24 protein-coding genes and 2 pseudogenes are annotated in these 24177 nt (G+C 63.7%); 17 read left to right on the top strand and 9 right to left on the bottom strand.

Going from position 1 to position 24177, the window contains the following annotated elements; translation table 11 throughout:
* Positions 1-1674 carry a nitrite reductase gene (nirS, locus tag HRH33_RS16045; protein WP_167417469.1) on the bottom strand — a complete coding sequence of 558 codons (1674 nt, stop codon included), beginning with the start codon at positions 1672-1674 and terminating at the stop codon, positions 1-3.
* Positions 1675-1869: 195 nt separating this feature from the next.
* On the opposite strand from nirS, the gene HRH33_RS16040 reads away from it, so the two are divergent.
* From HRH33_RS16040 to HRH33_RS16030, 3 genes are read left to right on the top strand one after another with little or no spacing between them, the layout of a single operon-like run.
* Entirely contained in the window at positions 1870-2646 is a 777-nt protein-coding gene (locus HRH33_RS16040) for a CbbQ/NirQ/NorQ/GpvN family protein (RefSeq protein ID WP_167417470.1), read from the top strand.
* Positions 2630-3202, top strand: a complete 573-nt coding sequence (locus HRH33_RS16035; RefSeq protein ID WP_034098480.1) for a cytochrome c oxidase subunit 3 — start codon at positions 2630-2632, stop codon at positions 3200-3202. The genes HRH33_RS16040 and HRH33_RS16035 overlap by 17 nt, the downstream gene beginning before the upstream one ends.
* Positions 3199-3426: a cytochrome C oxidase subunit IV family protein gene (locus tag HRH33_RS16030; protein WP_034098479.1), complete on the top strand. Its 228-nt coding sequence runs from the start codon at positions 3199-3201 to the stop codon at positions 3424-3426. The genes HRH33_RS16035 and HRH33_RS16030 overlap by 4 nt, the downstream gene beginning before the upstream one ends.
* 106 nt (positions 3427-3532) lie before the next feature.
* On the opposite strand, the gene HRH33_RS16025 is transcribed toward HRH33_RS16030, so the two are convergent.
* Together HRH33_RS16025 and HRH33_RS16020 are read right to left on the bottom strand one after the other, a co-directional pair.
* Entirely contained in the window at positions 3533-3922 is a 390-nt protein-coding gene (locus HRH33_RS16025; protein ID WP_167417471.1) for an addiction module antidote protein, read from the bottom strand.
* 1 nt (position 3923) lies between these two features.
* The gene (locus HRH33_RS16020) at positions 3924-4226 is read right to left on the bottom strand and encodes a type II toxin-antitoxin system RelE/ParE family toxin (protein ID WP_034138472.1); all 303 of its coding nucleotides are present in this window, start codon (positions 4224-4226) and stop codon (positions 3924-3926) included.
* A 307-nt stretch (positions 4227-4533) separates the two neighbouring features.
* Here HRH33_RS16020 and HRH33_RS16015 point away from each other — a divergent pair, with 307 nt between their 5' ends.
* The 3 genes from HRH33_RS16015 to HRH33_RS16005 all read left to right on the top strand — a co-directional run bounded on the left by HRH33_RS16015 (position 4534) and on the right by HRH33_RS16005 (position 8522).
* A complete protein-coding gene (locus HRH33_RS16015) occupies positions 4534-4974 on the top strand; it encodes a c-type cytochrome (RefSeq protein WP_040268608.1) in 441 nt (146 codons plus the stop codon).
* A gap of 3 nt (positions 4975-4977) precedes the next feature.
* The gene (locus HRH33_RS16010; protein WP_167417472.1) at positions 4978-6399 is read left to right on the top strand and encodes a cbb3-type cytochrome c oxidase subunit I; all 1422 of its coding nucleotides are present in this window, start codon (positions 4978-4980) and stop codon (positions 6397-6399) included.
* Between the two features lie 278 nt (positions 6400-6677).
* Positions 6678-8522, top strand: a complete 1845-nt coding sequence (locus tag HRH33_RS16005) for a nitric oxide reductase activation protein NorD (RefSeq protein WP_167417473.1) — start codon at positions 6678-6680, stop codon at positions 8520-8522.
* Here the strand turns inward: HRH33_RS16005 and HRH33_RS16000 are convergent.
* Positions 8516-8707 carry a hypothetical protein gene (locus HRH33_RS16000; protein ID WP_034138468.1) on the bottom strand — a complete coding sequence of 64 codons (192 nt, stop codon included), beginning with the start codon at positions 8705-8707 and terminating at the stop codon, positions 8516-8518. The two genes, HRH33_RS16005 and HRH33_RS16000, sit on opposite strands and share 7 nt — an antisense overlap.
* Positions 8704-9420, bottom strand: a complete 717-nt coding sequence (locus tag HRH33_RS15995; protein WP_276574144.1) for a Crp/Fnr family transcriptional regulator — start codon at positions 9418-9420, stop codon at positions 8704-8706. Before HRH33_RS15995 ends, HRH33_RS16000 begins: the two co-directional genes overlap by 4 nt.
* A 222-nt stretch (positions 9421-9642) precedes the next feature.
* Between HRH33_RS15995 and HRH33_RS15990 the strand changes: the two genes are divergently transcribed.
* Entirely contained in the window at positions 9643-10833 is a 1191-nt protein-coding gene (locus tag HRH33_RS15990; protein ID WP_167417474.1) for an NnrS family protein, read from the top strand.
* 9 nt (positions 10834-10842) lie between these two features.
* Complete coding sequence (locus tag HRH33_RS15985; protein WP_167417475.1) at positions 10843-11274, top strand: hypothetical protein; 432 nt, start codon at positions 10843-10845, stop codon at positions 11272-11274.
* Here HRH33_RS15985 and HRH33_RS15980 read toward each other — a convergent pair.
* Positions 11275-11745, bottom strand: a pseudogene (locus tag HRH33_RS15980) (hemerythrin domain-containing protein); the annotation flags it as partial.
* Positions 11746-11913: 168 nt separating this feature from the next.
* Here HRH33_RS15980 and norR point away from each other — a divergent pair.
* The 7 genes and pseudogenes from norR to ubiT form a co-directional block, all read left to right on the top strand.
* Positions 11914-12882, top strand: a pseudogene (gene norR, locus HRH33_RS15975) (nitric oxide reductase transcriptional regulator NorR); the annotation flags it as partial.
* A gap of 99 nt (positions 12883-12981) precedes the next feature.
* A complete protein-coding gene (gene pdxH / locus HRH33_RS15970; RefSeq protein ID WP_040268603.1) occupies positions 12982-13629 on the top strand; it encodes a pyridoxamine 5'-phosphate oxidase in 648 nt (215 codons plus the stop codon).
* Between the two features lie 84 nt (positions 13630-13713).
* Positions 13714-14268: a molybdenum cofactor biosynthesis protein B gene (moaB, locus tag HRH33_RS15965; RefSeq protein ID WP_034098463.1), complete on the top strand. Its 555-nt coding sequence runs from the start codon at positions 13714-13716 to the stop codon at positions 14266-14268.
* Complete coding sequence (locus tag HRH33_RS15960; RefSeq protein WP_167417478.1) at positions 14265-15497, top strand: molybdopterin molybdotransferase MoeA; 1233 nt, start codon at positions 14265-14267, stop codon at positions 15495-15497. The genes moaB and HRH33_RS15960 overlap by 4 nt, the downstream gene beginning before the upstream one ends.
* 9 nt (positions 15498-15506) lie before the next feature.
* Positions 15507-16502 carry a ubiquinone anaerobic biosynthesis protein UbiU gene (gene ubiU, locus HRH33_RS15955; protein WP_034138464.1) on the top strand — a complete coding sequence of 332 codons (996 nt, stop codon included), beginning with the start codon at positions 15507-15509 and terminating at the stop codon, positions 16500-16502.
* Positions 16503-16512: 10 nt separating this feature from the next.
* A complete protein-coding gene (locus HRH33_RS15950; RefSeq protein WP_034098457.1) occupies positions 16513-17403 on the top strand; it encodes a U32 family peptidase in 891 nt (296 codons plus the stop codon).
* On the top strand, positions 17397-17876 hold the full coding sequence (gene ubiT, locus HRH33_RS15945; protein WP_167417479.1) for a ubiquinone anaerobic biosynthesis accessory factor UbiT: 480 nt from the start codon (positions 17397-17399) through the stop codon (positions 17874-17876). The genes HRH33_RS15950 and ubiT overlap by 7 nt, the downstream gene beginning before the upstream one ends.
* Here the strand turns inward: ubiT and HRH33_RS15940 are convergent.
* The 3 genes from HRH33_RS15940 to HRH33_RS15930 all read right to left on the bottom strand — a co-directional run bounded on the left by HRH33_RS15940 (position 17864) and on the right by HRH33_RS15930 (position 21177).
* Positions 17864-18544 carry a Crp/Fnr family transcriptional regulator gene (locus HRH33_RS15940; RefSeq protein WP_034138461.1) on the bottom strand — a complete coding sequence of 227 codons (681 nt, stop codon included), beginning with the start codon at positions 18542-18544 and terminating at the stop codon, positions 17864-17866. The genes ubiT and HRH33_RS15940 overlap by 13 nt on opposite strands.
* 186 nt (positions 18545-18730) lie before the next feature.
* Positions 18731-19378 (bottom strand): two-component system response regulator NarL, encoded by a 648-nt coding sequence (gene narL / locus HRH33_RS15935; protein WP_034098451.1) that lies wholly within the window; start codon positions 19376-19378, stop codon positions 18731-18733.
* Positions 19375-21177: a HAMP domain-containing protein gene (locus HRH33_RS15930; protein WP_167417480.1), complete on the bottom strand. Its 1803-nt coding sequence runs from the start codon at positions 21175-21177 to the stop codon at positions 19375-19377. Before HRH33_RS15930 ends, narL begins: the two co-directional genes overlap by 4 nt.
* Before the next feature lie 310 nt (positions 21178-21487).
* On the opposite strand from HRH33_RS15930, the gene HRH33_RS15925 reads away from it, so the two are divergent.
* Positions 21488-22744 carry an MFS transporter gene (locus HRH33_RS15925; protein WP_080761449.1) on the top strand — a complete coding sequence of 419 codons (1257 nt, stop codon included), beginning with the start codon at positions 21488-21490 and terminating at the stop codon, positions 22742-22744.
* A 2-nt stretch (positions 22745-22746) separates the two neighbouring features.
* Positions 22747-24144 carry a NarK family nitrate/nitrite MFS transporter gene (locus HRH33_RS15920; RefSeq protein WP_167417481.1) on the top strand — a complete coding sequence of 466 codons (1398 nt, stop codon included), beginning with the start codon at positions 22747-22749 and terminating at the stop codon, positions 24142-24144.
* The last annotated feature ends 33 nt before the right edge of the window (positions 24145-24177 follow it).

Raw genomic sequence — 24177 nt, 5'->3', positions numbered from 1 at the left:
TCAATAAATGTCGTGTTGGGTGTTGTAAACGTTGAATTTGCCGGTTGGGGTGATCAGGCGTTTGTCCTTGATCACCTGCTTGAGCTTCAGGGTTTTGTCATCGATCACCACCAGCGCCGATTCTTCGGTCTGGCCGTTCCACACCGAGAACCACACCTCGTCGCCGGCCTTGTTGTATTCCGGTTGCACCACGCGCAGAGCGCCTTGCTTGATCCCCGAGTATTCGGCGATCGGCAGCACGGTGTAGCCCTTGTCGAGCTGGTTGATATCGAACACCGCCACCGACTGGCTGAGCTTGGCGTCGGGGTTGAGAGTGGTGTCCACGTACAGGTGATGGGAGTTGGGGTGGGTCTTGATAAACAGCGAACCGCCGCCCTGGCCCTTGAGGGTTTCCACCTGTTTCCAGGCGTATTGCGGGTGCTTGATCGGGTCGGTGCCGATCACCGAAATACCGCCGTCGCCCAAGTGGCTGGTGGCCCACACCGGCCCGTAGGTGGGGTGGATAAAGTTGGCGCCACGCCCGGGGTGCGGGGTCTTGCCCACGTCCACCAGCGCGGCGAGGGTGCGCGCCTTGGAGTCGATCACCGCCACCTTGTTCGAGTTGTTGGCCGCTGTGAGGAAGTAGCGGTGGGTGCTGTCCCAGCCGCCGTCGTGCAGGAACGGCGCGGCGTCGATGGTGGTGATGGTGAGGTTCTTGATGTCCTGGTAGTTGACCAGCATGACCTTGCCGGTTTCCTTGACGTTGACGATGAACTCCGGCCACTCATGGGACGCGATGATCGCCGCCACACGGGGTTCTGGGTGGTACTCCTGCTTGTCGACGGTCATGCCGCGGGTGGAGACGATCTGCTTGGGTTCCAGGGTTTCGCCGTCCATCAGGGTGAACTGCGGCGGCCAGTAGGCCCCGGCAATCGTGTACTTGTCTTCGTAGCCCTTGAACTTCGAGGTCTCCACCGACCGCGCCTCGATGCCCACCTTGATTTCGGCGACTTTGGTGGGCTCGGCGGGCCACAGGTCGATCATGTCGATCTTGGCGTCACGGCCGATCACCAGCAGGTAGCGACCCGAGGCGGAGATCCGCGAAATATGCACGGCATAACCGGTGTCGATCAGCTTGACGATCTGCTTGGTGTCGCCGTCCACCAGGGCGATCTTGCCGTCGTCGCGCAAGGTCACTGAAAACAGGTTTTGCAGGTTGAGGTGATTGAGCTGTTTTTTCGGGCGGTCTTCGGGCTTGACCAGCAGTTTCCAGGTCTTGAGCGTCTCGGCCATGCCCCATTCCGGCGGCGTCGGCGCGGTGTGCTGGATAAAGGTGGCCATGCTGCTGATCTGCGCTTTGGTCAGCGCATTGGAGGTGCCCCAGTTCGGCATGCCGGCGGGCGAGCCGTAGGTGATCAGCGCTTCCAGGTAGGCCTGGCCACGGGCCTGGGTGATGTCCGGCGTCAGGGGCTTGCCGGTGGCTCCCTTGCGCAGCACGCCGTGGCAGCCGGCGCAGCGTTCGAAATAGATCTGTTTGGACGCGTCGAAATCAGCCTGGCTCATGTCCGGCGCGCCGGCGGTCTTGACCACGGCGGGCTGGGCGTTGCCGTGGGCGCTCAGGGGCAGGGTCAGGGCCAGTGCGCAGCCGAGGCTGGCGAGGCTTAAGGTGAAGGGGTTCGTGCGGCGAGTCAGCATTCCATTTACTCCTCAGGCGAGACCTTTGCGATGCCTCGCAACACGGTGCGTGGCGCAGGTTCTTAGTGCCGGGCCAGACTATGGCGTGGCGTTGCAAAGCTCGCTTGACGGCGATCAAGTTTGCCTGGGTTAGCGCTTGCCAGGTTGTCGCAGGCGCCCTTAGCGTGGCCCTCGAACCCGCCTCGGATATACACGATGAACGCGCCTTTCTATCAGCCTCTCGACAACGAACAGCGCCTGTTCGAACACGCCTGGCAGCACCGCATGCCGGTGCTGATCAAGGGCCCTACCGGCTGCGGCAAGACCCGCTTCGTGCAGCACATGGCGCATCGCCTGAACCTGCCCCTATACACCGTGGCCTGCCACGACGATCTGAGCGCCGCCGACCTGGTCGGTCGCCATCTGATCGGCAGCCAAGGCACCTGGTGGCAGGACGGCCCGCTGACCCGCGCTGTGCGCGACGGCGGCATCTGTTACCTGGATGAAGTGGTCGAAGCGCGCCAGGACACCGCCGTGGTCCTGCACCCGGTAGCCGACGACCGTCGCGAGCTGTACCTGGAACGCACCGGCGAAGTGGTCAAGGCGCCGCCGTCATTCATGCTGGTGGTGTCGTATAACCCCGGTTACCAGAACCTGCTCAAGGGCATGAAACCCAGCACTCGCCAGCGCTTCGTGGCGCTGCGTTTCGACTACCCGGCGGCGGCGGACGAAGCGCGTATCGTCGCGCGCGAAGCGCAGGTGGATAACGCCCTGGCCAGCCAGGTGGTGCGCCTTGGCCAAGCCTTGCGGCGCCTCGATCAGCACGACCTGGAGGAAGTGGCCTCCACCCGCCTGCTGATTTTTACCGCGCGCCTGATCGCCGCCGGCATGCCCCCGCGCGAAGCGTGCATGGCCTGCCTGGCCCAGGCCCTGAGCGACGACCCGCAAACCATCGCGGCGCTGATGGACGTGGTGGATGTGCACTTTGCCTGAGCCCCGGCGCCTGCCGGGGGACGTGGCGATGTGGTTGTTCATACTCGCTGAACTGACCGTGTTCGCGATATTGATCCTGGCGTTTGCCGTGACCCAGCGGCTCCAGCCCGAGGTGTTCGCCCTAGGGCGCGCGCAACTGGATACCTCGACCGGCCTGGCAATGACCTACAGCCTGTTGAGCGCGGGTGCGTTGGCCGCATTGGCCGTGCAGCAGGTGCGCCTGGGTCGCGCGCGGCGCGGTAGTGTCTTGCTGCTCGGCGCATGGCTGGTGGCGCTGGTGTATGTGTGGATCAAACTCACCGAATACCGCCATCTGATCGACGCAGGGCTGGGGCTTGAGCGCAGCACGTTCTTCACCTTGTACTGGATCGTCACCGGCTTTCACTTTTTGCATGTGCTGCTGGGCCTGGTGATTCTCGCTTGGCTCGGGTGGCGCTGCTGGCAACGGCAGTACCTGGCACCGCGCTTGAGTGGGCTGGAATCCGGCGTGTTGTATTGGCACATGGTCGACCTGGTGTGGGTGGTGTTGTTTGCCCTGGTGTATGTGATCCGATGAACAGCTCAGTGAGGTTGTGGCTGTGTTGGGCGGGCCTGATGGTACTGAGCCTCGGCACCGTGTGGAGTGGCGCGGCGGGGGTAGTGGTGCTGCTGGCGATGGTCAAGGGCTGGGTGATTGTGGATGGGTTTATGGAGTTGCGGCACGGGCCCTGGAAGTGGAGGGTGGCGATGCTGGGGTGGGGGCTGGTGGTGTTGGCGGGGATTGTGGGGTTGAGTGCTTGAGAATTCGATCACCCTTAAGGACCTGGCAGGACACCAATGCCTGAACCGCGCGCCTCGTGGCCTGGGGCGCTGGGAGGCAAGCCTCCCACTGAGGACGGTCGTTCGCTCAGAGCTTACCGGGCGCCGGCGGCTTGGTTCGTACAGTTCTCTTGAGTCTCGCTGCTGCAATCGGCTGTACAGTCAGTTCGACACCTAAGGCCAGCATCAGCTTCTGGACCGTTTCATAACGGGTTTTCGAGCCACCCTTGAGCGTTTTATACAGGCTCTCGCGATTAACCCCCGCGGCCTCCGCGACCTTGTTCACACCTTGGGCCTTGGCCACTTCGGCAAGCGCTTTCATCAGCAACTGCGGGTCGTGCGAGTGCATGCTTTGCGCCAGATAAGCGCTGATGGTTTCCGGGCTGTCGAGGAAGCGCGAAGCCTCATAAACGCTTGTGCCGGAGGTATCAAGATCGAGGACCGGCATGTCCTCGGGTTTGAATTTCGATTCAGTCATTTCATCCACCTCTCAGGGCATCGAGAATCTCTTTTGCCCGTTTGATCGCTCTTTTCTGGTCGGTTTTATCGCTGCCCCAAAGCATCAAGTAAGCAGCGATACCCGTACGCACAAAATAAATTCTGTAGCCAGGCCCGACAAACACACGCATTTCACTCATGCCGTCGCCAACGGGTTCACAATCGCCGAAGTTGTTTTCCTCGGCTCGATCCAACCGCGTCAGTACAGCGGCTTTTCCATCGATATCTCTCATACCGTCGAGCCATGTATCGAACTCCGGCGTCCTGCCGATGAGATTGGTCATACAGTTTAATGTAGCCTACTGGCTACTTCTCTTGATTGCTAGGGATTTTTAGTTCCGCAAAGAACCGGAAGAAAAAAACCTAGTCCAGCGGTCGTACTTGCGGCCAGACGAGACTATTAGCGCGTGTTTCTCCTTCTGCCTTCATGCGCTGAAACTCGTTTAGAGCACTCCCATTTGTGCCGAATGAAGTGGCAGGTGGGTCCGATCCATACCCGACCAAAACCATCAACATTTCTTGATCGCCATCAAGCCGTTTTCGCCCGCCGCCTTCCTATCATGACCCCCGCCAAGCCATGAGGAAGCGACCATGTCAGATACCTTCACCAAGGGCATGGCCAGGAATATCTACTTCGGAGGAAGCGTGTTTTTCTTCCTGATTTTCCTGGCCCTGACCTATCACACCGAACAAACCTTTCCCACCCGCAGCAACGTTGATCAGCTCACCGAATCGGTGGTGCGCGGCAAGGGCGTGTGGGAGCGCAACAATTGCATCGGCTGCCACACCCTGCTCGGCGAGGGCGCGTACTTTGCCCCGGAGCTGGGCAATGTGTTCAAGCGGCGCGGGGGCGAAGAGGGGTTTAAACCGTTCCTGCATGCCTGGATGAAAATGCAGCCCCTGGGGGTTCCGGGGCGTCGGGCCATGCCGCAATTCAACCTTACTGACCAAGAGGTGGATGACATGGCCGAGTTCCTTAAATGGAGTTCGAAGATCGATACCAATAACTGGCCACCGAACAAGGAGGGCTGAGCCATGCACAGCGCCAACCCCTATCTGAAATTCCAATCCCAGGCCGTGGCCAAACCCTACTTCGTGTTTGCGCTGATGCTGTTCGTCGGCCAGGTGCTGTTCGGGCTGATCATGGGCCTGCAATACGTGATCGGCGACTTTCTGTTCCCGCTGATTCCTTTCAACGTGGCGCGGATGGTTCACACCAATCTGCTGATCGTGTGGCTGCTGTTCGGCTTTATGGGGGCCGCGTATTACTTGGTGCCCGAAGAGGCCGACCGCGAATTGCACAGCCCCAAACTGGCGATCGTGCTTTTCTGGGTGTTCGCCGTGGCGGGGGTGCTGACCATTCTCGGCTACCTGCTGGTGCCGTATGCGGCGCTGGCCAAACTGACCCACAACGAACTGCTGCCGACCATGGGGCGTGAGTTTCTTGAGCAACCGACCATCACCAAAATGGGCATCGTGGTGGTGTGCCTGGGCTTTCTCTACAACATCGGCATGACCCTGCTCAAAGGCCGCAAAACCACGGTCAGCCTGGTGATGATGACCGGTCTGATCGGCCTCGCGGTGTTCTTCCTGTTCTCCTTCTACAACCCCGGCAACCTGGCACGGGATAAGTTCTACTGGTGGTGGGTGGTGCATCTGTGGGTGGAAGGCGTGTGGGAATTGATCATGGGCTCGATGCTGGCGTTCGTGCTGATCAAGGTGACCGGGGTCGACCGCGAAGTGGTGGAAAAATGGTTGTACGTGATCATCGCCATGGCCTTGATCACCGGCATCATCGGCACCGGCCACCACTTTTTCTGGATCGGCGCACCGCAGGTGTGGTTGTGGGTCGGTTCGATCTTCTCGGCCCTGGAACCGCTGCCGTTCCTGGCGATGGTGATGTTCGCCTTCACCATGGTCAAACGCCGGCGGCGCCAGCACCCTAATCGCGCGGCGACGTTGTGGGCCAAGGGCACCACGGTCACGGCGTTTTTCGGCGCGGGTGTATGGGGGTTCCTGCATACCCTGGCACCGGTCAACTTCTACACCCACGGCACTCAGCTCACGGCGGCTCACGGCCACCTGGCGTTCTTCGGCGCCTACGCCATGATCGTGATGACCCTGATCAGCTACGCCATGCCGCGCTTGCGCGGAATCGGTGAAGCGCCGGATGCGCGCTCGCAGACCGTCGAAGTGTGGGGCTTCTGGATGATGGTGCTGTCGATGGTGATGATCACCTTGTTCCTCACCGCCGCCGGCGCCGTGCAAGTGTGGTTGCAGCGCTGGCCGGTGGATGGCGTGGCACTGCCGTTCATGGCCACGGTGGAGCATCTGCGCCTGCTGTTCTGGGCCCGATTGGTTTGCGGCCTGGTGTTCCTGCTTGGGCTGCTCTGCTACCTGTACAGCTTCCGGCAACGCGCCCGAATGGCTGGGGCAGCGGTGCCGATCGTCTACTGAAAGTAACGCGATCCCAATGTGGGAGCAGATTTGTTGTAGTGAGCAGGCTTGCCCTGCGCTGGGCTGCGAAGCGGCCCCCCAGCCAGGCGCCTCGGTATACCAGATGAAACGCATCGTCTGGAATGGGACTGCTTCGCAGCCCAGCGCAGGGCAAGCCTGCTCACCACAGCGTCAGGTGTCAGTCTGTGGAATTTGTTTAGACACCTCTGCCCAGCGGCAGCTCCTCACACATTTGGATCCCGCTGTGCCCGTCGAATCCCTAAGTTGGAGCCCATCCCATGGCCTTTACCCTGGAGCTGGAAGAGTGGGTCGGCAGTGTCTGGCATCGCTTTATCACTCGCCGTGCCCGCGTGGATTTTCCCCTCGCGCGGGTCGATCTGGCCGACCGCCAGCGCAGCCTGGCGCTATTGTTCCGTGCCCTGGGCGGTGCCAGCGGGATCGCCCTGGAAGCTGCCAGCGAACGCGACCTGCTGCTGCGTCGCAACCTGCTGATGCGCATCGCCGGCACCTGTAAGCAGGCGCCACTGGCGTGCTGCGATGGCAACCGCCTGCGCCTGCCGTCGAGCCTGGCGGTGTTCCCGACCGTCGCGTTGAACCTGGAGTTGTACCGCTGGCTGGCGCTGCTGGCCGCCCACGCCGGCCCCATGACCCATTGGGCCCGGGACAACCAACGCTGGACCTGGCTGCTGCTGCAACGCTACCCGGCGCTGCTGCCCGGCTACCAGCGTTTGGTGGAAGCCCATATCGCGCTGCGCCCCGACCCGGCCAGCCTCAATCGCGCTGAAGCCGCCCTGGAAAACGCCTTGCGCAAGGCCCTGCGCGAGCCGGGCAGTGTGCGCCAGCTGCCCCGTAGCGAACGCGCCGCCTGGCCGCTGCCCTTATGGCTCTATCCGCCGTTGCACCTGGATTCGCCTCAAGCCCTGGACGGTGAAGATGACGACGGCGACGACTTCGCCACCCCGCCCGGGGAGCAGCAGGGCGCGCCCAAGCGTGCCAGCCGTGTGGACGATCACAGTCGCGACGGCGGCCTGCTGGTGGTGCGCTTGGAGAACCTGTTCAGTTGGAGCGAACACGTCGAGCTTGATCGCTGGTCCGACGACAGCCACGACCCCGACGCCGCCCGTGTCGCCGAAGACCTCGACCACTTGAGCCTGTCGCGCCAGCGGGTGCGCAAGAGCGGCGGCCTCAAGCTGCACCTGGACCTGCCGCCGGCGGATGTGGATGACATTCCCTTGGGGGAGGGCATCAAACTGCCCGAATGGGACTACCGCCGCCAGTGCCTGCAAGACGGCTTCGTCAATCTGCAAACGATGCAACCGCGCGACGCCCAGCCGCAGCCCTTGCCGCCCCGTCTACACGCCGAGGCCCGGCGCCTGCGCCAGCAATTTATGCGCCTGCGCACCGACCGCCAGTGGCAGCGCCAGCAAGCCCAAGGCAGTGAATTGGACTTGCAGGCCTGGCTGGATTTTCACGTCGAGCGTCAGCACGGCGCGTGCGCCGAACGGGGTCTGTTCCTGGAGCAGCGTCACCATCATCGCGACCTGGCGTGCTTGCTGCTGGCGGACGTGTCGATGTCCACCGATGCGCACCTGAACGACGAGCAAACCGTGATCGACGTGATCCGCGACAGCCTTTTGCTGTTCGGCGAAAGCCTGGCGGGGGCGGGGGATCGTTTTGCGCTGTATGGGTTTTCATCCCTGCGTCGCCATCAGGTGCGTTTGCAACAGCTCAAAAGTTTTGCGCAACCCTACGACGACCACACCCGCGGCGCGATCCAAGCGCTCAAGCCCGGGTACTACACGCGCATGGGCGCGGCCATTCGCCAAGCCACCCAGTTGCTCGGGGCCTGCGCCCAACGGCGCAAATTGCTGTTGCTGTTGACCGACGGCAAGCCCAATGACCTGGACCTGTATGAAGGACGCTACGGCGTCGAAGACACCCGTCAGGCGGTGTTGGAGGCGCGGCGCCAGGGGTTGATCCCGTTCTGTATCACCATCGACAAACAGGCCGGCGACTACCTGCCGTACATGTTCGGTGCCCATGGCTTTACCCTGATCCGCCAACCCGGCCAGTTGCCCCAGCGGTTACCGCAGCTGTACCGGCAATTGACCGAACGTCAGTAGATGTCCCGTGGCAGCCAGAAGAACATGGCGACGCAAAACAGCGTGAGGCCCACGCAGAACCATTGGAAGCGGCTCAGTCGGCGGGCCATGCCGCTGGCCTCGGACGCCGGCAGCGGCATGCCGCAGCCTTCGCAGGTATCGCGTTCCAGCGCGTTGCGCCGTTGGCAATACAGGCAGGTTTTCACTCGAATTGCTCCAGGCGCGCACGGTCGAGAATGGTGATCTGGCGACCGTCCTGAGTGATGATGTGTTCGTCGATCAAGCGCCGGATAATTCGCGAAAACGTCTCCGGCTGGATCGACAGGTGCCCGGCGATCAACTGCTTGGCCATCGGCAGTTCAAAACGGCTGTCACCGCCGTGCAAGTGCATTAGTTGGGTCAGCAGATAGCGCACCACACGGTGCGTAGCGTTTTTCAGCGACAGGGTTTCGATCTCGTTGACCCGCTGGTGCAGGCGCACACACAGCTTGCCGAGCAGGGCAAAGGTCAGGCGGCTGTTGCTGTGCAACAGGCGCATATAGGTGGCGTTGGACAACCGGTACAACTGGGTCGGGCACACCGCTTCAGCGCAGGCCACGTAGTTGGGAGTGTCCATCAGCATCATCGCCTCGGCGAAGGTCTGTCGCTCGCCGATCACCTCAAAGACCTTCTCCTGGCCATCCGGAGTCAGGCGGTAGATCTTCACCGCGCCGGCAATCACGAAATAAAACGCCTCGGCCGGCTCGCCCTGGCGGAACAACGGCTCGCCTTTGTCGACGCTGAGCAACTGACTGCTGCTCATCAAGTCGTCCAGTTCCTCCTCGTTCAGCGGTTCGAACAGGTGGTGGCTGCGCAGGATCTGGTGATGCACGCGATGCAACACCCGGCCTGGCTCCTTGAAAATCAGCGGGGCGTTCACACCAACACCAGGGACACGCCGCTGGCCGCAGCGAGCATGGAGCCAAGGATCACAAACCAGGCGAGGGGGACGTAGGCGTTTTTCATCGTGGCTCCACGGTGATAGTCAATATTGGCGTAGCGCAAGCGTACGCGCGATGGCCGGGCCGCGACTTGATCTACGACAAGGGCAACGCACGGCCATCGGCGCAACATCGCCACAGTCCTGAAGGGAGACCGTGTTATGCAAGTGCTCGATCGGCGCAAGGCCATGTCGATTACCCCATTGTTTCGCCTGGCTTTCCGGCCATTTTTCCTCGGCGCCTGCCTGTTGGCCGCGTTGGTTATCCCGTTATGGCTGCTGGCCCTGGGCGGGCACACGGGGGCCTGGCAACCAGCCGGCGGTTGGCTGGCCTGGCATCGGCATGAACTGCTGTTCGGCTTTGGCCTGGCGATCATCGCCGGGTTTTTGCTCACGGCCGTGCAGACTTGGACCGGTCGCCCGGGGCTTAGCGGCGGTGCCTTGCAGGGGCTGGCGGCGTTGTGGCTGGCGGCGCGCATCGGTTGGCTGCTGGATTTGCCCTGGCCGGTGCTCACACTGCTGGAACTGGCGTTCCCGCTGGCCGTCGCCGGCGTGATGGGCTGGACCCTTTGGCAAGTGCGGCAGTCGCGCAATTACCCGGTAGTGCTGGTGCTGGCGCTGTTGGCCGTGGCGGACGGGCTGTCGCTGTATGGGCTGTGGCGCCAGGACGAAGGCTGGCAGCGCCAGTCGGTGTTGACCGGCGTGTGGCTGGTGGCGGCGATGATGGGCTTGATCGGTGGGCGGGTGATTCCGTTCTTCACCCAGCGCGGTGTGGGCCGGGTCGAAGCGGTCAAGCCGTGGCCGTGGCTGGACCGTCTGTTGCTCGGCGGCTCGTTGCTGGTGGCGGTGTTGTATGCCGTGGGGTTGGCGCTGGCGGCCAGCCCCTGGACCGGCGTGCTGTTCGCCGCGCTGGCGGCGGGGCATGTGGTGCGTCTGTTGCGCTGGCATGACCGGGGGCTGTGGCGGGTGCCGCTGCTGTGGTCGTTGCACCTGGCGTATGCCTGGCTCGCGGTGGCGTGCCTGGGCATGGCGCTGTGGCATTTCGGCGCGCCGCTCAACCCCAGCCTGGCGGTGCACGCCTTGACGGTGGGCGCCATGGGCGGGTTGATTCTGGCGATGATCGCCCGCGTCAGCCTTGGTCACACTGGCCGGCCATTGCAGCCGCCCAGCGGCATGACCCTGGCCTTTGTACTGCTGAACCTGGCCGCTGTTTGCCGCGTGCTGCTGGTATTGGTGTGGCCGCTCGCCGCGCTGTGGCTGGCGGCGGTCTGCTGGACCGTCGGACTCGGCCTGTACCTGTGGCGCTACGGCCCGATGCTGTGCCGCCCACGTGTCGATGGCCATCCCGGTTAGGAGAACGCAATGCTCTACTCTGGCTTACTGATTGTGCATCTGCTGGCGGCCATCGCCTTTATCGGCACGCTGTTTTTTGAAGTGGTGATCTGGCACAGCGCGCGCCAAGAGCTGGCGTGGTCGGCGCAGTTCACCTCGGACCACGCCATCGCCCGGCGCACGCGGCGGGTGCTGCATGCCGTGGTGGTGGTGCTGTACGGCGCCGGTATCGGCTTGGCCTGGCATTACCGCGGGGTGTTCAACGTGCCGTGGGGCAGCCATTTTGCCGCGTTGCTGAGCCTCAAGATCGTGCTGGCCCTGAGCATCATCGGCCACTACGTGTGGCTGGCCTATCTGCTTAGTCATCAGCGCTTGAGCCCCCGGCGTGCGACGTGGATCCGCCGCAGCATCCTGGGGCATATGGTGCTGATCGTAGTACTGGCCAAACTGATGGTGCGCTGATCAGGCCGCCGGGTTCAGCGCCCGGGCAAACAGCACCTGGTTTTCCAGGCGGATGTGCTCGCGCAGGTCGTCATGAAAAGTCGCCAAGTGGCTATACAAGCTGCGCCACGTGCCGCAAGCGCCTGCCGGCGGCGAGAGGTGATCGGTCAGGTTCAACAGTTGCTCCAGCGCCTCACCGTGCTGGTCATGCTCATGCCGCATGACCTGGATGGGCATGCTCGCCTGGGCGCCCATGCCCATCTGCAGCATCGGGAACAGTACCTGTTCCTCCTTGAGCATGTGGTTCTCCAGTTCCTGCTGGATGTCGCGCAGCAGGTCCGCAAGGCCGTTGGGGCATTGCAGATGATGACCGTGGACTTGCTCGACACGGCTGGCCAGGCCAATCAGCTCCGGCAGTTGCTCGCGATGCCGGGCGTGGTAGCGGGCCAGCAGGTGATCGATCAGTTGATCCTGGGGTTGGGTGTTCCAGTCGCTCAGGTTCATCGGGTGTCCTCATCGGGGCTAACGGTTGCACGGGCCGTTGCAGGCGCCATGCCAAACAGCAACGTATTGATAAGTAGAGCTTTATTTCAACGTGAGGTGATCATGACCACCCTATGCCAGGGTAGCGCCAACCCGATCAGGGTCGAGGCGACCCTACCGGCCGACGAGATCCTCGGCCACAGCCGGGTATTGCGCCAATTGCTCGACGAGCTGGCGGTGCTGGCGCAGACCGAGTTACCGGTGCTGTTGCTAGGCGAGACCGGCGTGGGCAAGGAACTGTTTGCCCGGCGCCTGCACCGTCAGTCGCGGCGCAGCCGGCGGCCGCTGGTGCAGGTCAACTGCGCGGCGCTGCCGGAAGCGCTGGCCGAGAGCGAGCTGTTCGGCCATGTCAAAGGTGCGTTCTCCGGCGCCAGCCACGACCGTGCCGGGCGTTTCGATGCGGCCAATGGCGGCACGCTGTTTCTTGACGAGGTGGGGGAACTGCCGCTGAGCGTTCAGGCCAAGTTGCTGCGCACCCTGCAAAACGGCGAGATCCAGCGTTTGGGCGCCGACCGCCCGTTGCACGTGGATGTGCGTATCGTCGCCGCCACCAATCGCGATCTGGCGGAGCGCGTGCGCGACGGCCTGTTTCGCGCCGACCTCTATCACCGCCTTTCGGTGTACCCGGTGGCGATCCCGGCCCTGCGCGAGCGCGGCGACGACGTGCTGGTGTTGGCCGAGCACTTTGTCGAACGCAGCCGCGCCGCCCTGGGCATGCGCGAGCTGTGCCTGTCGCCGACGGCCCGTCAGGCGCTGCAAAGTTATGCCTGGCCGGGCAATGTGCGCGAGCTGGAGCATGTAATCAGCCGCGCGGCGCTAAAACTGCTGTGTCGAGCCGGCCGCCGCGCGCCCACGAGCCTGGAGCCGCAGTGGCTGGGCCTGGGCGACAGCACGGCCACAACGCAACCGGCCCCGGTACCGGGGGAGCCGTTTCAGCCATTGGCCGCCGCCGTGGATGACTGTCAGCGCGATAAGATCCGCCAAGCCCTTGCCCATTGCAGCGGTAATTGGGCCGGTGCCGCGCGGGTGTTGGGACTGGATTCCAGCAACCTGCACAAGCTGGCGCGCAGATTGGGGCTCAAGTAACCCCATGCGGCGTCATGCCACGGACGAATGTTGATCGTGATCAAGGGATAAAGCCGCGGCAGTTCCCACACTGTGGCGAACTTTCCGGAGGACCGCGCCATGCCCCTGTCCCTTGCACAATTGCGCCGTAACTACACCCTGTATGGTCTGCGGGACGAAGCCGCGCAGGCCGATCCCATCGAGCTGTTCGGCCAATGGCTGAGCCAGGCGCGCAAGACCGAAGTGCCGCCCGCCGAGGCCAACAGCATGGCCCTGGCCACCGTTGACAGCCAAGGGCATGCCCACTGCCGCATCCTGCTGCTCAAGGGTTTTAGTGCCGAGGGGTTTTTCTTTTTCTGCAATTACCAGAGTGCCAAGGGCCAGGAACTGGCAAGCAACCCCCATGCGGCCATGACGTTTTTCTGGCCGGGGCTGGAGCGCCAGGTGCGCATAGAAGGGCCGGTGGTGCGCGCCGATACGCAGCTGTCCGATGACTACTTCGACGCGCGTCCGGCCGCCAGCCAGTTGGGCGCCTGGGCCTCGCCCCAAAGCCAGCCTCTGGCCCATCGCAGCGAGCTGGAAGGCCGCTTGCGCGAAGTCACCGAGCGCTTCGCCGGGCGCCAACCGCCACGCCCCGAGCACTGGGGCGGCTACTGCCTGCAACCGCAACGCATCGAGTTCTGGCAAGGCCGCCCCGACCGCCTGCATGACCGCCTCGACTACCGCCTGCACGCGGGCACCTGGCAGCACACGCGCCTGGCCCCCTGACCGGCATACCTCCTTGGAGGAATAGGCCCTGCGCCCATTGCGGCGCAGGCTGACGCTCACTTTTCAATGCCTGGAGCCTGGATCATGGCCCATTTGACCCAACGGGATTTTGTCCCCCTGAACATCGCCGTGCTGACCATCAGCGACACGCGCACCCTCGCCACCGACACCTCCGGCCAGACCCTGGTGGACCGTTTGCAAGGCGCCGGTCATGTGCTGGTCGACCGTGGCCTGGTGATCGACGACATCTACCAGATCCGCGCGCAGGTATCGCTGTGGATCGCCGACCCTGACGTGCAGGTGGTGCTGATGACCGGCGGCACCGGTTTTACCGCCCGTGACAACACGCCCCAGGCGGTGGCGCCATTGCTCGATAAACAGGTCGACGGCTTCGGCGAGCTGTTCCGCCAGGTGTCCCTGGCCGAAATCGGCACCTCGACCCTGCAATCGCGCGCACTGGCCGGCCTCAGTAACGGCGTGCTGGTGTGCTGCATGCCGGGCTCGCCAGGCGCGTGCCGCACCGCCTGGGACCAGATCCTCGCGGGCCAGTTGGACAGCCGCACCGGCCCGTGCAATTTCGTGCCGCACCTCAAGGCCCAGGCCAACCAGAACGTGGCGGCCTGCGGGGCGCGCTTATGAGCGCCTCGGTGTGCGACGCCGGGCACCTGATGCCGGTGGACGACGCCATTGCCCAGCTGTTGGCCCAGGCGCCGCCGCCACCGGCGACCCAGGTGATCGGTCTGTCTGAAGCCCTGGGCCGGGTGGTGGCCGAGGACGTGTTTTCGCCCCTGGATCTGCCGAGTTGGGACAACAGCGCCATGGACGGCTATGCCCTTCGCGCCGCAGATGTGCCGGCCGAAGGCGGCTATCTGCTGGTGGCCGGGCGCGTGGCCGCTGGGCAAAGTCGTCAGCAAAGCCTGGAGGCGGGGGAGGCGGTGCGCATATTTACCGGTGCGCCGTTGCCGCCTGGGGCCGACAGCGTGGTGCCCCAGGAGCGCTGCCGCGTGTATGCGCAGCGCGTGTGGTGCCCGCCGGTGCGCCTGGGTGAGCATGTGCGCAAACAGGGCGAAGAACTACGCCGTGGCGCCACGTTGATCAGTGCCGGGCAACGCCTGCGCGCCCAGGAAATCGGCTTGCTGGCCTCGGCCGGTATCCCACGGGTAAAAGTCTATCGGCCGTTGCGCGTATGCCTGCTCAGCAGCGGCAACGAATTGCGCGAACCCGGCGAGACCCTGGTCCCTGGGCAGATCTACAACAGCAACCGCCATTGCCTCGCGGCGCTGCTGCGCGGCTGGGGCGTGGACGTGCATGACTATGGCGTGATGGCCGACCAATTGGCGGCCAGTCGCGATGCCCTGGCGCTGGCCTCGTCGGAGTGCGACCTGTTGTTGACCTCGGCCGGGGTGTCGGTGGGCGAGGAGGATCACCTCAAGCAGGCCATCGAAGCCCTGGGCCAGGTGAATTTCTGGCGCCTGGCGATCCAGCCCGGCAAGCCGCTGGCTTTCGGCACCGTGGCGGGCAAGCCCTGGTTGGGGCTGCCGGGTAACCCGTCGGCGGCGCTGATCACCGCGCTGGTGGTGCTGCGCCCGTTTCTGCTACGGGCCCAGGGCATGACACAGGTGCTGCCCACCCCGGTGCAAGTGCCGGCAGGGTTCGAATGGCCCCATCCCAACCAGCGTCGCCAGTACCTGCGCGCCCGTCTGGACAGCGATGCGCACGGGCAATTGCGCGTCACCGCGCATCCGCAGCAAAGCTCGGCGATGTTGTCGGCCGCGTGCTGGGCCGACGGCCTGGCCATTGTCGAACGCGAACAGCGGGTGGTCAGGGACGACCCGGTGGCCTTCTTGTCTTTCACTGAATTCCTGTGAGGAACCCCCATGCAACTGGTTTGTCCGGCAGGCAACTTGCCTGCGCTCAAAGCGGCGGTGCGCCAAGGCGCCGACGCGGTGTACGTTGGTTTTCGCGATGACACCAATGCCCGACATTTCGCCGGGCTGAACATGGACGACAAGCAGTTCGACGGCGCCGTCGCGTTTATCCGTCAGCACCAGCGCAAGCTCTATGTGGCGGTCAACACCTATCCGCAGCCGAAGATCTGGGCGCGCTGGCAACGCGCCGTGGATCGCGCCGCGGACCATGGTGTGGACGCGCTGATCGCCGCCGACCCCGGGGTGCTCGACTACGCCCACCGGCACCATCCGCAGATGGCGTTGCACCTGTCGGTACAAGGCTCGGCCACCCACGGCGCGGCGTTGAAGTTCTACGCCGAGCGCTATGACATCCGCCGCGCCGTGCTGCCCCGCGTGCTGTCGCTGGCCCAGGTCAAGCAGGTGGCCGCCAGCAGCCCGGTGCCCATCGAAGTGTTCGGCTTCGGCAGCCTGTGCATCATGGCCGAGGGGCGCTGCCATTTGTCTTCCTACATCACCGGCGAGTCGCCCAACCTGTGCGGCGTGTGTTCGCCGGCCAAAGCGGTGCGCTGGAGCGAGGACGCCGATGGCCTCAGCGCGCGCCTGAGCGATGTGCTGATCGACCGCTACACCGCCGATGAACCGGCCGGTTACCCGACCCTGTGCAAGGGCCGCTTCCTGGTGGAGGGCAAGCGCTTCCATGCCCTGGAGGAACCCACCAGCCTGGACACCCTGGACCTGTTGCCCGAACTCAGTGCCATGGGGGTGGCGGCCATCAAGATCGAAGGCCGGCAACGCAGCCCGGCCTATGTGGAGCAAGTCACCCGAGTCTGGCGCGCCGCGCTGGACGCCCACCGCCTTGCGCCTGCCCGTTTTGCAGTGCAGGACCAGTGGCGCCAGGTGTTGGCCGGGTTATCCGAAGGCAGCCAGACCACCCTGGGCGCCTACCACCGTGCATGGCAATAAGGAGCGCTTGATGAAACTCAGCCTCGGACCGGTGCTGTTTTACTGGGACAAAGACCACTTGGGTCGTTTCTATTCGGACATGGCCGGCTTGCCCCTGGACGTGATCTACCTGGGGGAAACCGTGTGCGCCAAGCGCCGCGCCATGTCCCTCGACCATTGGCTGGGCCTGGGCCGCGAGTTGCAGGCCTGCACCTCGGCGCAGATCGTGTTGTCGAGCCTGACCCTGATCGAGGCCGCCTCCGAACTTTCGAGCCTGCGCCGCCTGTGCGACAACGGCGAGCTGCTGGTGGAAGCCAACGACATGGGCGCGGTGCAGATGCTGGTGGAACGCAAGTTGCCCTTTGTCGGCGGCCCGGCGCTCAACCTCTACAACGGCCACGCCCTGGTGCAACTGCTTGACGCCGGTATGCAGCGCTGGGTGCCACCAGTGGAGTGTTCCCAGGACCTGATCGCCGATGTGCTGGAGCAGGTGCGCGAACTGGGGCGGCCATTGCCCGAAGTGGAAATCTTCGCATACGGCCATCTGCCCCTGGCCTATTCGGCACGCTGCTTTACCGCCCGCGCGGAAAACCGACCCAAGGATGACTGCCGCTTCTGCTGCCTCAACTACCCCGACGGCATGCCCCTGACCAGCCAGGAAGGCCAGGCACTGTTTACCCTCAATGGCATTCAGACGATGTCGGCCGAGGTCACCAACCTGTTGGCCGACTACGCCGGGTTGGTGCAGTGCGGCGCCGATCTGCTGCGGTTGAGCCCACGGGCCGAGGGCATGGTGGGCATCGTCAAAGCCTTTGATCAGGTGCGCCACGGCGCCACGCCGCCGCTGTATGTGGATGGCTGCAACGGTTACTGGCATGGCCAAGCGGGCATGCTGCGCGTCGAGGAGGTGGGCCTGTGCTGAAGCGTAAAGCGTGGTTGCTCAAAGGCGCTGACCGTCTGTTGCCGTTGCTGCGGCATGTGCCGTTCACGGTGCAGCGCCACGCGCTGCAACAGGCTCTCAATCGCTGCCTGGCCGAACCGCTGCGCGACGGCGGGTTCGACCTGCTGCGTGGGCGCTGGCTGTGCCTGCGCATTCCCGACCTGAGACTGTGCTGGTACCTGACCCTGGCGCGGGACGGCTTGCGCATCGCCGAAAAAGCCGAGGCCCAGGTGAGCATCAGCGGCAACTGGCGGGAGTTCTTGTTGCTGGCCAGCCGGCAGGAGGACCCGGATACGCTGTTCTTCCGGCGCCGGCTAGTGATCGAAGGCGATACGGAGTTGGGCTTGGGGGTCAAGAACCTGATCGACAGCCTGGACCCGGACGTCTTGCCGGTTTGGCTGTGGCGCAGCCTGGAGCGGATGGGGAGGGGGGTGGTTGAACGTCAGCCGGCCTGATACCCCATCAACTGTTCTTCGCTCAAGATGCGGATGGTGCGCCGTTGGACTTCGATCAACCCACCCTCCACCAGCCGGTGCAGAATCCTTGAAAACGTCTCCGGCTGGATCCCCAGCTTGGACGCCACCAGGCGCTTGGGGACCTGCAACACCACCTCGCCGCTGACTGCATTGCGCTCCTGGAACAGAAAATTGATCACCCGGCGGCTGGCGTTGGCCAGGGTCAAGGTGTCGATGTCCTTAAGGCGCTGATGCAGGTGGATGCTCATGCTGCCCAGAATCGCCAGGCAGATCTTCGGCTGATCCTCCAACGCGCGCCGGTAGTGTTGGCCTTCGATGCTCACCAGCACGCTGTCCTTGAGCGCCGTGGCGCTTACCGGATACGCCTTGGCCGCAGTGAACAGCAGCGCTTCGGCGAACGTCTGACCGGGTTGGATCACCTCCACCAGATGTTCCTGGCCTTCACCGGTGACCCGATGCAGCTTGATCTGCCCACTGACCAACAGGAAAAAACGCTCGGCCGCCTCGCCCTGATGCAATAGCGGGGTGTGACCGGGCACGCGCTTGAGATTGGCCAGGGTGCAGACATCCTGGAAGGTTTTTTCCGGGAGCTGGCTGAACAGGTGGTGCCGACGCAGGGTCAGGACGATATGGGGATGAGTGAGCATGCTTGGGCCTCCGCAAAGGGCTAGCGTAGGGTGCTTGAGCCGGTGTGGATATGCCTCTGTCGGGGTACCTCTGTGGTCTGAACTACTACTATCGGGGGCAAGCCCCCTCCCACATTCCGACCGCACCGGTTATCAGATGTGGGAGGGGGCTTGCCCCCGATAACGGAGTATCAGCCCCGAACAGTATCAACCCGCCTGCCGCAAATGCTCCATCGCCCATACCGCCGCTTCCACCCGCGAGCGCAAGCCCAATTTATGCAGCAGGTTCTTCACATGCACCTTCACCGTGCCCTCGGTGATGCCCAACTTATGCCCGATTACCTTGTTGCTGTAGCCACCGGCGATGGTCTTGAGCACTTGCCGCTCCCGTTCGGTCAACTCCACCGCCGCATGGGGCTGGGGCGAGCGCAACGCTTGGGCCAGCACCCGAGTCAGCCCGGGGCTGATCACCAGGGCGCCGTTCAACGCATCGCGGATGTATTCCACCACCAGTTCCGGCTCCATGTCCTTGAGCAGGTAGCCGTTGGCATCCAGGCGCAGCGCGTCGCGGATGTCGTCTTCGGCGTCGGACACGGTAAACAGCAGCACCTTGCCCGCATAGTCCATGGCGCGCAGGCGGCGCAGGGTTTCCAGGCCGTTCATGTGCGGCATGTTGTTGTCCAGCAGCACCAGGTCCGGTTGCAGGCTGTCGATAAGGTCGAGGGCTTCCTGGCCATTGCCGGCTTCGCCGACCACCCGCAGGTCGTCTTCCAGCTCAAGCATTTGGCGCATGCCGTGGCGCATCATCGGATGATCGTCCACCAGCAGAAGGGTATGGCGTGGGAGGCTGTTCATGAGGCAGTGCTCGCTAAAGAGTGGCCGAGGAATTCCGGCCGGAAACCCAGGTGCACCCGGGTGCCCTGGGGCTCGCGCGGGCTGATATCGAGTTGGCCGTGCAGGCTGCGGGCGCGCTCGTCCATGATGGTCAGGCCGTGGTGTTCGCGCCGGTCAACCTCGCCGCTGAAGCCGCGACCGTCGTCTTCGATGCTCAAACTGACGGTCTCACCGACCTGGCGCAGTTGCAGCCAGGCGTTTTGCGCATGGGCGTGGCGCAAGCAGTTGGATAGTGCCTCGCGGGTGATCTGCAACACATGGATCTGCTCGCTGGCCGACAGTTGGAAGGCCAGGGCATCCACATGCAGATGCACCTGGAATTCACCGCGCCGCGAGAACTCTTCGGCGGTCTCCGACAGCTCCTGCACCAGCCCGGCATCGTGAATTTGCAGGCGGAACGTGGTGAGCAGTTCGCGCAGTTGGCGGTAGGCGTTGTTCAGCCCGTCGCGCAATTCGGCGGTGACGGTGGCCAGGGTTTCCACTGGTTCGCCACGGCGGATCAGCGTCTGCATGCGGCTGACTTGCAGCTTCATGTACGACAGCGCCTGGGCCAGGGAATCGTGCAGTTCGCGGGCAATGATGGTGCGCTCGTCCAACAGCAGCAGGCGGTGGTCCTGCTCGCGCTGGCGTTTGAGGGACAGCGAGGTGCCGATCAAGTTGGCCAGGGCCTGGATCAGTTGTTTTTCCCAGTCCTGGGGCGCGTGGCCGTCGAGGAAATGCGCCTTGAGTTCGCCCAGTTCCGTGCCCTGGTTGCTGATGCTGAAAATCTGCGGCGGCGCCACTTTGTGTTTCTGGCAGCTGGCGCAATCGCCGATGGCGCACACATTGCGGCTGTCGCCACCGTGCAGGGCCAGTATCTGCTGGGCCGGCGCGAGAAAGTGGCCTTGCAGGCACAACGACAGACGCAGCCCCGGCAGGCGTTGCTGGAAGCGCCGGATCAATTCGTCCAGCCCTTCGGCGTTGGCCAGGCGCGTGGCCAGGCTGCGGCTGCTCTGGTACAGCAGCTCCAACGCGGCGTTGGCTTGTTGCAGGTTGAGGGTCTTGAGCTGCACCTGGGTTTCGAGGGTGCGATGGGAGGCTTCGATGGTCTCGGCCATGGCGTTGAAGCTCAGGGCCAGTTGTCCCAGTTCGTCTTCGGAGCGGTGGTTGACGCGGGTTTTGAAATCGCCGTCGCGAAAGCGTCGGGTGGCGTGCACCAGTTCTTCCAACGGGTTGACCACGCCGTATTGCAGTTCATACAGGCCGATCAGCAGGATGATCAAGGTGCTGAAAAGCGCCAGGCCCTGAATGCCTTGCTGCCAGCCTTGCTTCTGTTCGCTTTGTTGCTGCAACAGGCTGACGAAGTGGTTCAGTTGCTCGACGAACGCCGGGGCATTGAGCTGGAAAAACGCCGCGTCGCCGCGTATCACCGCCGGGCGCAGCGCGTCGTGCCAGCGCTGCTGGATCTGCTGGTAACTCTGCAACAGCGCGCTGCGTGGGCCGTCTTCCAGCACGGCTTTGAGGGATTGGCTGTCGAGGCGGCTTTGCAGGCTGCGCGCGATCGCGTCAACCTCGTCGGCCGGCGCGGCGGCGGCGAGTTTCCAGCTCAGGTGGTAGGTCTCCATGCGTACTGAGCCGGCGGTATTGATCGCGGCCGCGTCGCCCTGGCTGAACCAGGCGATCAGCCCGGCACTCAGGGAACTGGACAGGGCCAGGATGGCGATCAGGATAACGGCCAGGCCGGCGCGGGCGGGCAGGGAGCTGCGCAGCCAGTCAAGCATGGCGGCGTAATCGAAACAGGCGAAGGGGCAGCATAGTCGCACCAGGCATGGAAAAAAGGACTGAACACAGCCTTCCCTGGCGGACTACCTCTAAAGAATTGCCGGCGAACCCTCCCACGGATAAAAGCCGGCACAAGAGACCAATCCATTGATAAATAAAGGCTTTCTCTTGTTGTTGGGTCTACCTCCTTGGAGGTAGGCGCTGCCAGCATAGCCCTATACCCCCCAGGCGGACGTTGACCTGAGTCAAGTTCCACGGGGGTGTCGCCCCTAATCTGCGCCCATGGAATCACTTTCTGGAGCGCATACCGTGACTCAATCCCGTATGAGACAGGGCCTGGTGCTGGGCATGAGCACCTTGGCCTTCACCGTCTGCTTTATGGTGTGGATGATGTTCGCCGTGCTCGGCGTGCCCATCAAAGAACTGCTGCAACTCAACGAAACCCAATTCGGCCTGCTGGCGGCGACCCCGGTGTTGACCGGTTCGCTGGTGCGCCTGCCCCTGGGCTTGCTCACTGACCGTTTCGGCGGGCGCATCGTGTTTTTCCTGCTGATGCTGACCTGCGTGTTGCCGCTGTACCTGATCACATACGCCAGCGCTTATTGGCAGTTCCTGGTGCTGGGCCTGTTTGTCGGCCTGGCCGGCGGTTCGTTTTCGGTGGGCATCGCCTACGTCGCCAAGTGGTTCGACAAAGACAACCAGGGCTTTGCCATGGGCGTGTTTGGCGCCGGCAATGCCGGGGCGGCGGTCACCAAGTTTCTCGCCCCCGCGCTGATCGCCCTGGGCACCTGGCACCTGGTGCCCAAAGTGTTCAGCGCCATCCTGTTTATCACCGCGCTGCTGTTCTGGTTTCTCACCAGCGAGAACAAGAGCCACCGCAGCGTCGGCGGCGCCACCCTGCGCCAGCAGTTGCAGTGCCTGAAAGACCCAGCCGTGTGGCGCTACTGCCAGTACTACTCGATTGTGTTCGGCGGCTACGTGGCACTGGCCCTGTGGGTGACCAAGTACTACGTGCAGGAATACGGCTTCAGCCTGCAAAGCGCGGCGCTGCTGGCCGCCTGTTTCTCGCTGCCTGGCGGCGTACTGCGCGCAGTGGGCGGTTGGATGTCCGACCGCTGGGGCGCCCAGAGCGTGACTTGGTGGGTGCTGTGGGTGAGCTGGATCTGCCTGTTCCTGCTCAGCTACCCGCAGACCCAACTGCAGGTGATGACCGTCAACGGCCCGCTGGATTTCCACATCGGCCTGAGCCCGACCCTGTTCACCGTTCTGCTGTTTGTCATGGGCATCGCCTTCGCCTTCGGCAAAGCCTCGGTGTTCAAGTACATCGCCAATGACTACCCGCAGAACATGGGCGCGGTGTCCGGCATCGTCGGCCTGGCCGGTGGCCTGGGTGGCTTTGTGCTGCCGATTCTGTTCGGCGCCCTGGTGGACCTCACCGGCGTGCGCTCGTCCTGCTTCATGTTGATGTACGGCGTGGTCTGGGTGTCCCTGACCTGGATGTACCTCAGCGAAATTCGCAAGCAACCGCTTTTGGGCAACACCGCCCAACGTCTCCAAGGAGAATGAATATGTCCATCGCGCAAAAGCCCGAGTCGGGCCCGGTGATCCATGACTGGCGCCCCGAAGACCCCGCCTTCTGGGGCGCCGGCGGCAAGAAGACCGCCACTCGCAACCTGTGGATCTCGATCCCCGCGCTGTTGCTGGCCTTCGCCGTGTGGATGGTGTGGAGCACGGTGATCGTGCGCCTCAATGCCATCGGCTTCAGTTTCAGCACCGATCAACTGTTCTGGCTGGCGGCCTTGCCGGGGCTGTCCGGCGCCACCTTGCGGGTGTTCTACTCGTTTATGGTGCCGATCTTCGGTGGCCGCCGCTGGACCGCCCTGAGCACCGCGTCGCTGCTGCTGCCGTCGCTGTGGATGGGCTTTGCGGTGCAAGACCCCAGCACCCCCTACAGCGTGTTTGTGCTGATCGCGCTGCTGTGCGGCTTCGGCGGCGGCAACTTTGCCTCCAGCATGTCCAACATCAGTTTCTTCTACCCCAAGGCCCAGCAGGGCACCGCGCTGGGCCTGAATGCCGGCCTGGGTAACCTGGGGGTGTCGGTGATGCAGTTCTGCGTGCCGCTGGTGATCACCTTTGGCGTGTTCGGCCTGATCGGCGGCCAACCCCAGACCCTGCCGGACGGCAGCCAATTGTGGCTGCAAAACGCAGGCTTCATCTGGGTGCCGTTTATCCTCACCGTCACTGTGGCGGCGTGGTTTGGCATGAATGACTTGTCCAGCGCGCGCGCCTCGTTCGCCGACCAGGCGGTGATTTTCAAGCGCAAGCACAACTGGCTGATGTGCTGGCTGTACCTGGCGACCTTCGGTTCATTCATTGGTTTTTCGGCGGCGTTTCCGCTGCTGATCAAAACCTCATTCCCCGACGTGGTGGCGCTGAAATTTGCCTTCCTCGGCCCGCTGGTCGGCGCCCTGGTGCGCCCACTCGGCGGCTGGCTGGCGGACAAACTCGGCGGCGCGCGAGTGACCCTGTGGAACTTCGTGCTGATGATCGCGATGGTGTTCGGCGTGCTGCACTTTCTGCCGCAGAACGGCGAGGGCGGCAACTTCTACGGCTTCCTCGGCATGTTCATGTTGCTGTTCATCACCACTGGCGTGGGCAACGGCTCCACCTTCCGCATGATCCCAGTGATCTTCCGCACCCAGCATGAAAAAGCCAGCGCCGGTAAATCCGCCGCCGAGCGCGAGCAGGCCCTGAAGGACGCCGGTAAGGAATCCGCCGCCGTGCTGGGTTTCAGTTCGGCCATGGGCGCGTTCGGCGCGTTTTTCATTCCCAAATCCTTCGGCACGTCCATGGCCGCCACCGGCAGCCCGGCGATGGCCTTCTACATGTTTGTCGGTTTCTACCTGAGCTGCATTGTCGTGACCTGGTGGTGGTACGCCCGCAAAGGTTGCGCCACACCCTGCTGATCGACCACGAATTCGCGGGGCAACGCACCCCAC

Origin of the sequence: Pseudomonas rhodesiae, assembly GCF_013285305.1 — a bacterium.
Classification (GTDB): domain Bacteria; phylum Pseudomonadota; class Gammaproteobacteria; order Pseudomonadales; family Pseudomonadaceae; genus Aquipseudomonas; species Aquipseudomonas rhodesiae.
Note: the sequence above shows the minus strand (reverse complement) of the source record. Positions and strands in the feature narration are given on the sequence as shown.